This is a genomic window from Pseudomonas sp. SDO55104_S430 (assembly GCF_054070595.1).
Genome location: NZ_JBSVXG010000018.1, coordinates 46,495 through 54,707 on the forward strand (window position 1 = coordinate 46,495; position 8,213 = coordinate 54,707).

Below are 8,213 nucleotides of genomic sequence, written 5' to 3' on the forward strand. Positions count from 1 at the left end.
ATGGAATGAGGCCGTTTTTTTCGCGTCTGAACGCCGCGATCCAGAGCCTTCTGGATCGCGGCGGCTAACCTGCACGCACCAACCACACATTTCGTCCTTCACCCATTCGGGAGTGCAAAGTTTTGACTTCACCTATCAGAATTGCCATTTCAGGGGCGCGAGGTCACATGGGTAAAGAGGTGATGAATATCGTCTCGGCTGACCCTTCATTGATTTTGGCCGGTAGCATCGGGCGACTTTCAGAAGGAAATCGCTCGCAGGCGCGACAAGTGCTTGGAAACTGCGATGTCGTCATCGACTTCACCACAGGCAGTGCATCAGCGGCACTTGCAGAAATCTGCGCCAGCCAGGCAGGTCCTGCACTGGTGATCGGGTCGACAGGCTTTGAAGCCGACGATCTGGCTCGCATCAACGCAGCATCGAACAAGATTGCGATCGTACGCTCCGGAAACTTCTCGCTGGGCATCAACCTGCTGATGGGACTGGTGGAAAGGACCGCCCGTGCGCTCCCTCAACGGATGTGGGACATAGAGGTCCTCGAGGCACACCACCGCCGCAAAGTCGATGCGCCGTCCGGTACGGCACTGATGCTGGGAGAAGCGGCAGCCGAAGGTCGGCAGACTTCACTTTCATCTGTCGCCCGGTGCGCGCGTGAAGGCATGACGGGTGAGCGCCCGCGAGGAGAAATCGGCTTCAGCGTCATCCGTGGCGGTGGCATCCTGGGAGAGCACAGCGTGATCTTCGCCGCGGATGAGGAGCTTTTGACTCTGTCCCACAGCGCACTCAGTCGCAGCATGTTTGCCCGTGGAGCGCTGACGGCTGCGCTTTGGATCAAGGATCGCCAGCCCGGCGAGTACGACATGCAGGACGTGCTGGGCTTTTCGAGAGACGACTGAGCGCACGAAAAAAGCCGCAGATAAACTGCGGCAAAGGGTTTTCACAACGATGAAGGCTGCTGATGAATCAGCAGCCTTGCTCACTCAAATTTCTTCGTTGAGGTCGTACTGCGCGGCAAACCTGTCCAGCAGGCCGGCGCTACGCTTCCAGTCGAACGTGCGGAAAGACGCGCCCTTGGTGACGAAAGTCGCACCCGAGTAGAACATCTCGTATTGAGTGTGACGAGAGGCATACTCGGAACCGATTGCATCCCACGCCAGGTTGAAGAACTTCACCCGCTCCACAGCGTTCGCGATAGGCGACTGCTGGGTTTTCTCAATCAGTTCACGCATGTGCGGATTGGCAAAATCCTGGGTGGAGGATGGCAACATGATGACCCCGCCACCCGCCAGATCGCGCAGGCGGGAGATGAACTTGGGATACAGTTGCTGCGCAATCACCTGAGAGGCATAAAGCAGGTGGCGATCCGGAACGAAGTACTCGCCAACGTATGAGCCCTTGCTTTCCATGCCGTTGACGAAAGACTCGGAAATAGCTGCTTCCGCCGCAATTTGCCCCAGTTTTTCTCGTACCTGAGGCAAGGCCATGATGCCGTTCATTTCGGCAGTGCGATAAGCGATACCGGCCAGGAAACGCATTTTGACCATGAGGCGAACTTGCGCCTGATAGTTCTGGTAAACATGCGCAGGTGTTTCATGAAACTGGGCCATGCACATGTCCGTGTCACGATGCACGAACACCCGATCCCATGAAACCTTGACGTTATCGAAGTACAGCAGTGCGTCGTTTTCGTCGAAACGGCTGGACAGCGGGTTCTGGAACACACTCTGGTTGTGCTCTTCATAAGATTTGCGCGACAGGATCTTCAAGCCCGGGGCGTTCATCGGGATGGCAAAGGAAACCGCATACTTTTCCTCCTCGCCCTTCTTCAACGGTTGCAGGCAGGTCACCAGCACTTCGTTCGCCATGATCCCGCCGGTAGCCAGCATCTTGGCGCCGCGAATGGTAATGCCCTCTTCATCTTCTGCCGCAATCCCCGCCGTGAGGAATTCGTCCGCCTGCTCGCCTGTGGACTTTGAACGGTCAGCCTGAGGGTTGATGATGACATAGGTCAGGTACAGATCATTGTCACGGGCGTAACGGTAGTAGTTGCGCAGGTTCTGCGCCCGCGTCTCATCGTAGCGCTCGAACCGTTCAATCCCCATCACCATGCCGGAAATGCAGCTGGCGACGTGATCCGGAGCTCGCCCCAAAAAGCCACAGCTCAGGCCAGTCCACGCTTCCAGAGCCATGCGGCGCTGTTTGAGCTCTTCCGGGCTTTTTGGCAGCTGCCAGATGCGGTTGTAACGCTCTCCGGTTTCCGTGTCGACGGTGGTCATCAACTCCAGGTTGTCGTGCTGGAAGTCGTACAGATTGCTCAGCCATTCGATGGAACTGGCAAAGGCAGGATGAGTGGTGACGTCATCGACGCGCTCACCGTTGATATAGACACTACGTCCATCACGCAGCGATTCGATGTGTTGAAGTGAAGTCTTGATCATTTCTTGTTCTCCAATACGACGGCAGTTCAGGCGATTTCGGCGTAGCGGCCGCGGCAGAAAACCAGGGGTTCGCTGTGGTTGCTGCTGGTGAAGTTCACGACCTCACCCACAAAAATGACGTGATCGCCTCCGTCGTAATCGGCGTAAGGCTTGCATTCGAAATGAGCCAGGGCGCCTGTCAGCAAGGGTGTCCCGGTGTCGCGAGTTTCAAACTCCACGTTCTCCCACTTGTTCTCCATGGCGCGGGCAAACTTGTTGGAAAGCTCGACCTGGTCCTTACTCAACACATTGACGGCGTAATGACTCGCCCGCTGCATGGACTCGAGGCTGAGCGCGCGTCGATCCAGGCTGAACAACACCAGTGGCGGGTTGATCGAGACCGAGTTGAAGGAACTCATGGTGATACCGAGCGGACGGTTTTCACTGTCCTGGGCGGTAATGACGGCGACGCCAGTGGGGAACTGGCCCAATGCGGTACGGAATTGAGATGCATCGAATGACATGGGACTCACCTTTTATTATTAGCTTTGCGACAAAGCTAATATGATCCCGACAAAACACCTCGTCAAGCTTTTTGTTAGCTTTCTTTGTTAGCTATATCAGCCTGTTCATAAGGCTTTCACGCCATCCTGACTCCGTAAACGACAACGGCCTGAACGCGCGATTGCGTTCAGGCCGTTGTCATGATGTTGCAACCTGTACTGGCTGCTGATGCGCTTTAGACCTGTGTCCGAAGCAATTGCTCGATGGCGTGCGCGATGCCCAGCACTCGCAGGTCCCCTCCTCGCTCGCCCATCAGCATCAAGCCGACCGGTGCATCGCCCTGCTCGTGACAAGGCAGGCTGATGGAACAGCGATCGAGAAAATTTGCCACCGAAGGGTTGCGCAGCATCAGCAAATTGCTTTTCTGGAAACTTTGCGGATTGGTCATTTCCTGCAGGGTCGGCGCGACGATCGGCACCGTGGGCATGACCAAGGCGTCGTAGTGCGCGGTGATTGGTGCGATGCGAAGTTGCAGATCGGCTCGTGCCTTTAGCAGATCGATGTAATCCGCCGCGCTCTGATGCTGCCCTTTCTCTATGCGCGAGACTACGTTCGGATCGTAGCCTTCACGACTGGAGGCAATCAGTTCACGGTGCCACGCCCAAGCCTCAGCTGCGGCAAAGCCACCCTTTTCGTTGATCTTCGGCAACTCGCCCAGCTCACTCAAGGCGATACGCTCGACTTGCACCCCCGCTCGCTCCAGCCGATTCAACGTGCGCTCAAAAGACGCCGCTACCAGACTGTCCATACCATCGAGCACCAGGGTTTGCGGCACCGCCAGGCGCAGTCCTCGCAAATGGACAGATGGCAACGGATTGACCGGATCGCCGGCCAGCACATCGTTGAGAATCGCCACGCAAGCTACCGAAGCACCCAACGGCCCGACCGAATCCAGGCTGCTCGACAATGGCGAGACACCGGTCTGGGGAATCCTCGATGCCGTCGGCTTGAAACCGACGATCCCGCACAATGCCGCGGGAATACGGCACGAACCACCGGTATCGGTGCCAAGGCTGGCCACCGCCATCTGGTCGGTAATGGCAATCGCCGCGCCGGATGACGAGCCTCCGGGAATTCTTCCGGTCGCCCGATCCCATGGGTTTTCCGGCGTTCCGTAATGCGGGTTCAGGCCAAGACCGGAGTACGCGAACTCGGTCATGTTGCTTCGTCCGATCGGAATGAATCCGGCATTGCGCAGACGGCTGACCACCAGCGCATCGGTTGTGGCGGGTTTGCATTCGGCCAGCACCCGTGAGCCGCAGGTCGTCACCTCGCCGGCCATGTCGAACAGATCCTTGATGCTGATCGGTATACCGGCATATTCAGGCACCGGCACATTTTGCTCACGCAAGCGATCGTAGGCGACGGCCTGCGCCAGGGCCTGCTCGCGCAGCGGTCGGGTAAAGACCTTGGCCGCAAGTTCTGGCTGGCGGTCCATGTTATCGATGCAACGCTGCACGAGCTGCTCGCTGCTCAACGAGGAGTTCAGCGCCTGGCCGATGGTAAGAAGTGTCATGGCATGACTCCCGGGAACGACAATTCACGCTGTTGGGCAGGGGCGTGGAATCTGCAACGGGATCAGCCCCTGCGAGTGTTTATTCGTAGTAATGAATTTCCAGCAGCACGCAACCGCCTTCAGACTTGAATGGACCGTGAAAGGCTCCCGGTGGACGGCAAGCATAGGTATGCGGCTGGAAGGCTTCACCACCCTGACCTTGCTCGTCGTTGCCCACGGTCAGATCACCGGAGACCAGATACACCTCCTCCCAATAGTCATGGACGAAGGGTTTGGTGGTGTAGATGCCCGAATGGAAGCGCAACAACCGGGTTCGCGTTCCGGTTTTCCCCGGTTCATCCAGCGAACCCGAAAGGATGAGTTGCTCGATACCGTCGGGATAGCCCGGCGGGGTTTCCCAGCCGTCCTGCATGTCCACCGAATAAAACTCTTTGTGTGCTTTGTTGATCATTGCAGCTTGCTCCTGATTGTTTTTCCTGCGGGCGCAGGTCGAGGTTGCACGTGCCGCCGGCTCAGTGTGCGGCCCATTCGATTTTGCTGATGTCGATTCCGTCCTGGTACATGTCCCACAGCGGCGACATTTCCCTGAGTTTGGTAACTGCGGCCTTGATCATCGTCACGGCGCTATCGATTTCGGCTTCGGTGGTGAAGCGGCCCAGCGTGATTCGCAGGGAACTGTGGGCGAGCTCGTCGCTTCGACCCAGGGCGCGCAACACATACGAAGGTTCAAGGCTGGCCGAGGTGCAGGCAGAGCCGGACGACACGGCCAGCCCTCTGAGGGACATCATCAGCGACTCACCTTCGACGAAGTTGAAACTGATGTTGAGATTGCCCGGCACCCGATGTTCGAGGGAGCCGTTGACGTACACCTCTTCCATGCCCTCGAATCCAGCCAGCAGCCGATCGCGCAGAGCCAGAACGCGCGCGTTTTCGCTCTGCATTTCCTCCCTGGCAATGCGGAAAGCCTCGCCCATGCCGACGATCTGGTGGGTGGGCAAAGTGCCGGAACGCATCCCCCGCTCATGCCCGCCCCCATGGATCAGCGCTTCCAGACGAATACGCGGCTTGCGACAGACATAGAGAGCACCGATGCCCTTGGGTCCGTAGAGCTTGTGTGCGGTGAATGACATCAAATGCACGTGCAGTGCTTTCAGATCGATTTCCACCTTGCCGGCGCTTTGTACGGCGTCGACGTGGAAGAACACGTCACGTGCCTTGCAGACCTCACCGATGCCGGCAATGTCGTTCACCGTCCCGAGTTCATTGTTGGCGTGCATGATCGAGACCAGGATGGTCTTGTCAGTGATCGCCTGAGCCACTGCCTGCGGGTGAATCAGACCGTTCTGGTCCGGGTCGAGATAGGTCACTTCAAAGCCTTCGCGCTCCAGATGGCGGCAGGAGTCGAGTACCGCTTTGTGTTCAATGCTCGAGGTGACGATGTGATTGCCCAGGTTGCGATAGAAGCGCGCCACGCCCTTGACCGCCAGGTTGTCGGACTCGGTGGCACCGGAGGTCCACACGATTTCTCTTGGATCAGCGCTCACCAACTGCGCAACCTGTTGGCGCGCCCTGTCCACCGCGGCCTCGGCCTCCCAGCCGAATGAGTGGGAGCGCGAGGCCGGATTGCCAAAATGCCCGTCGGCCGTCAGGTACTGGCACATCAGCTCGGCAACCCTCGGATCGACCGGCGTGGTAGCGGAGTAATCCAGGTAAATATTCTCGCCCATCGTCTGACCTATACCCTTTCGCTAAAGCTTGTTCGATGATCGAGTATCTAACCATGTTAGCTTGCTTTGCAAGCTATTTTTATTACCGATATTCCCTCTCCCGCCCCCCTCTGCGAGGACTGCGTCGCCGTCTAAATACCCAATGAGCAAAATTTATATTTTCATGGTTGCTATTTTTGTTAGCTATTTATATAAGCTTAATCCTTGCCCGGCGCATCCTGCCAGATGACGTCCCAGCATCATTTCCCGCAACCGATTACAAGAAAGAGAGAACGCCAAAATGACCACTCTGACCTTCAACTGCGTATCCATCATGGGCGAAGAACTTCGTGAGTTTCAGATAAGCGACGTAATCATTGCCGGCTGGACCGGTCGTGATCGTCACGCGGTCGAAGCACACATTGTGGAGCTCGAGGAACTGGGCGTTAAACGCCCGGCAACGGTTCCCTGTTACTACTTCGTCACCGACGACCGCCTGACCCAGGACGAGAACATTCAGGTACTGGGCGAAGAGTCTTCGGGCGAGATCGAGTTCTTCCTGCTCAATGACGGAGAACGCCTGTGGGTCGGAATCGGCTCCGATCACACCGACCGTAAAGTCGAAGCCTATGACATCACGGTATCCAAACAGATCTGCAGCAAACCTGTCGGTCGCACACTCTGGCCATTGGATGAGGTACGTGAACACTGGGATCAACTGGAGATGCGTTCATGGCGTGAAGACGCTGGAAGCGCGGTGCTGTATCAGCAAGGAAAGGTCACCACGATGCTGGAGCCCGAAGCACTGTTGGAGCGCTATGCCACGACCTGTGCAGCGACCTTCGAGCCGGGAACGGTGATGTTCTGCGGAACCCTGGCTGCCATTGGTGGCATCCAGTACACCTCGCGTCTCACTCTGGAACTCAACGACCCGCAGCTCAAGCGCAGCATTCGGTTCAGTTACCAGATGCAGAGTATCTGATTGCAAATTTAATGAACCCGGCCGACATGAGCCCGCCTAACCCAAGGACTATCAGGAGGTAACTCATGCAATTTGAACCGACGTGGATCGTGCTGGCGGCAGTGCTCTTGGTTGCGGAATTGTGGGCGATCAACCGGGTGCGCAAGAGCGAGGGGAAATCGAGCACCAAGGGGGTGTGGATGGTGGTGATCGTGTTCGTGCCCTTGTTTGGGCTGTTGCTCTGGCTGCTGGCGGGGCCCAAGCATATTTCGCATAACCCGAGCTCACCGCAAACCCGGCAATAATCACCTATCCCCCTGTGGGAGCGAGCCTGCTCGCGATGGAGGCCCGGCCATCGCGGGGCATCAGACAGCCAGCGTTATCGTTGACGTCATCGCGAGCAAGCTCGCTCCTACACGTCCTTTCTGCGCAATTCCGACATGATGCCATCGGGCCATGATGCGCGAGAAGTTGCACACAAAAAATGTGGATAACCCTGTGTGCACATTGCTGCAGAGCTTGTCGTCCGGCGTGTAGAGGCGAGTGCGCAAGAAGTTGCCAGGCACTGCGCAACTTCTTGCGCACTTTTCGGGGTTTTTTCGCCTTTTCGGCGACCATAATCTCCAAGTAATCGTCTCATCCTCCCGGATTCATTGACCTTCATTATCTCTGGCACGTTCCTTGACTAGGTGTTCATCCCCTGCATGGCGGTTTTTGCCCTGCTGAACACCGAAAACCACAAGGAAATGTGATGAGCTACGCAACAGAAGCCCAGTTAAGACAGGCCAGGCGTAACCAGCGATTTCAGAACATCCCAGTGGGCTCCGGCCAGTGCGGATTGATGCAAAAGGAAGTCGCGGTTTTCCCCGTTCGGTATGCCGTGGATGAGTCGCCGCAAAAAGGCAGTGCCCAGGGCCCGAATCCGCTTCCGAAAAACTGGTCAAATCCCGCCCTACCACCGTTGAAGACCCGCAGCTACACCCTGCGCCAACTGCGGGACGGCTGGCTGTACGTGTGGAGCAGCGTCGACGAAACCTTCCATGAGTATC

The 8,213-nt window shown here is 57.1% G+C and carries 9 protein-coding genes; 4 read left to right on the forward strand and 5 right to left on the reverse strand.

All coding sequences use genetic code 11. The features are described 5' to 3' along the window. The first annotated feature begins 122 nt into the window (after positions 1 to 122). Entirely contained in the window at positions 123 to 896 is a 774-nt protein-coding gene (gene dapB / locus ACW9JE_RS06030; RefSeq protein ID WP_224540705.1) for a 4-hydroxy-tetrahydrodipicolinate reductase, read from the forward strand. 84 nt (positions 897 to 980) lie between these two features. On the opposite strand, the gene ACW9JE_RS06035 is transcribed toward dapB, so the two are convergent. From ACW9JE_RS06035 to ACW9JE_RS06055, 5 genes are all read right to left on the reverse strand, one after another. Next, positions 981 to 2,438: a 4-hydroxyphenylacetate 3-hydroxylase family protein gene (locus ACW9JE_RS06035; RefSeq protein ID WP_457432230.1), complete on the reverse strand. Its 1,458-nt coding sequence runs from the start codon at positions 2,436 to 2,438 to the stop codon at positions 981 to 983. Positions 2,439 to 2,464: 26 nt separating this feature from the next. Further along, positions 2,465 to 2,941, reverse strand: a complete 477-nt coding sequence (locus ACW9JE_RS06040; RefSeq protein WP_224540709.1) for a flavin reductase family protein — start codon at positions 2,939 to 2,941, stop codon at positions 2,465 to 2,467. Positions 2,942 to 3,156: 215 nt separating this feature from the next. Further along, a complete protein-coding gene (locus ACW9JE_RS06045) occupies positions 3,157 to 4,497 on the reverse strand; it encodes an amidase (protein WP_457432231.1) in 1,341 nt (446 codons plus the stop codon). A 79-nt stretch (positions 4,498 to 4,576) separates the two neighbouring features. After that, positions 4,577 to 4,948: a hypothetical protein gene (locus ACW9JE_RS06050; RefSeq protein WP_457432232.1), complete on the reverse strand. Its 372-nt coding sequence runs from the start codon at positions 4,946 to 4,948 to the stop codon at positions 4,577 to 4,579. A gap of 61 nt (positions 4,949 to 5,009) precedes the next feature. Further along, positions 5,010 to 6,224 (reverse strand): IscS subfamily cysteine desulfurase, encoded by a 1,215-nt coding sequence (locus tag ACW9JE_RS06055; protein ID WP_457432233.1) that lies wholly within the window; start codon positions 6,222 to 6,224, stop codon positions 5,010 to 5,012. Positions 6,225 to 6,504: 280 nt separating this feature from the next. Here ACW9JE_RS06055 and ACW9JE_RS06060 point away from each other — a divergent pair, with 280 nt between their 5' ends. The 3 genes from ACW9JE_RS06060 to ACW9JE_RS06070 all read left to right on the forward strand — a co-directional run. Further along, complete coding sequence (locus tag ACW9JE_RS06060) at positions 6,505 to 7,185, forward strand: DUF2848 domain-containing protein (protein ID WP_224540718.1); 681 nt, start codon at positions 6,505 to 6,507, stop codon at positions 7,183 to 7,185. Between the two features lie 65 nt (positions 7,186 to 7,250). After that, positions 7,251 to 7,469, forward strand: a complete 219-nt coding sequence (locus ACW9JE_RS06065) for a PLDc N-terminal domain-containing protein (protein ID WP_224540720.1) — start codon at positions 7,251 to 7,253, stop codon at positions 7,467 to 7,469. A 446-nt stretch (positions 7,470 to 7,915) separates the two neighbouring features. After that, on the forward strand, positions 7,916 to 8,213 hold a 298-nt coding region (locus tag ACW9JE_RS06070; protein WP_457432234.1), incomplete at its 3' end, for a toxin VasX.

Coding starts and splice junctions, on each gene's coding strand:
- ACW9JE_RS06055 (WP_457432233.1), bottom strand. CDS start 6,224: ATGGGCGAGAATATTTACCTGGATTACTCCGCTACCACGCCGGTCGAT.
- ACW9JE_RS06050 (WP_457432232.1), bottom strand. CDS start 4,948: ATGATCAACAAAGCACACAAAGAGTTTTATTCGGTGGACATGCAGGAC.
- ACW9JE_RS06035 (WP_457432230.1), bottom strand. CDS start 2,438: ATGATCAAGACTTCACTTCAACACATCGAATCGCTGCGTGATGGACGT.
- ACW9JE_RS06065 (WP_224540720.1), top strand. CDS start 7,251: ATGCAATTTGAACCGACGTGGATCGTGCTGGCGGCAGTGCTCTTGGTT.
- ACW9JE_RS06045 (WP_457432231.1), bottom strand. CDS start 4,497: ATGACACTTCTTACCATCGGCCAGGCGCTGAACTCCTCGTTGAGCAGC.
- ACW9JE_RS06060 (WP_224540718.1), top strand. CDS start 6,505: ATGACCACTCTGACCTTCAACTGCGTATCCATCATGGGCGAAGAACTT.
- ACW9JE_RS06040 (WP_224540709.1), bottom strand. CDS start 2,941: ATGTCATTCGATGCATCTCAATTCCGTACCGCATTGGGCCAGTTCCCC.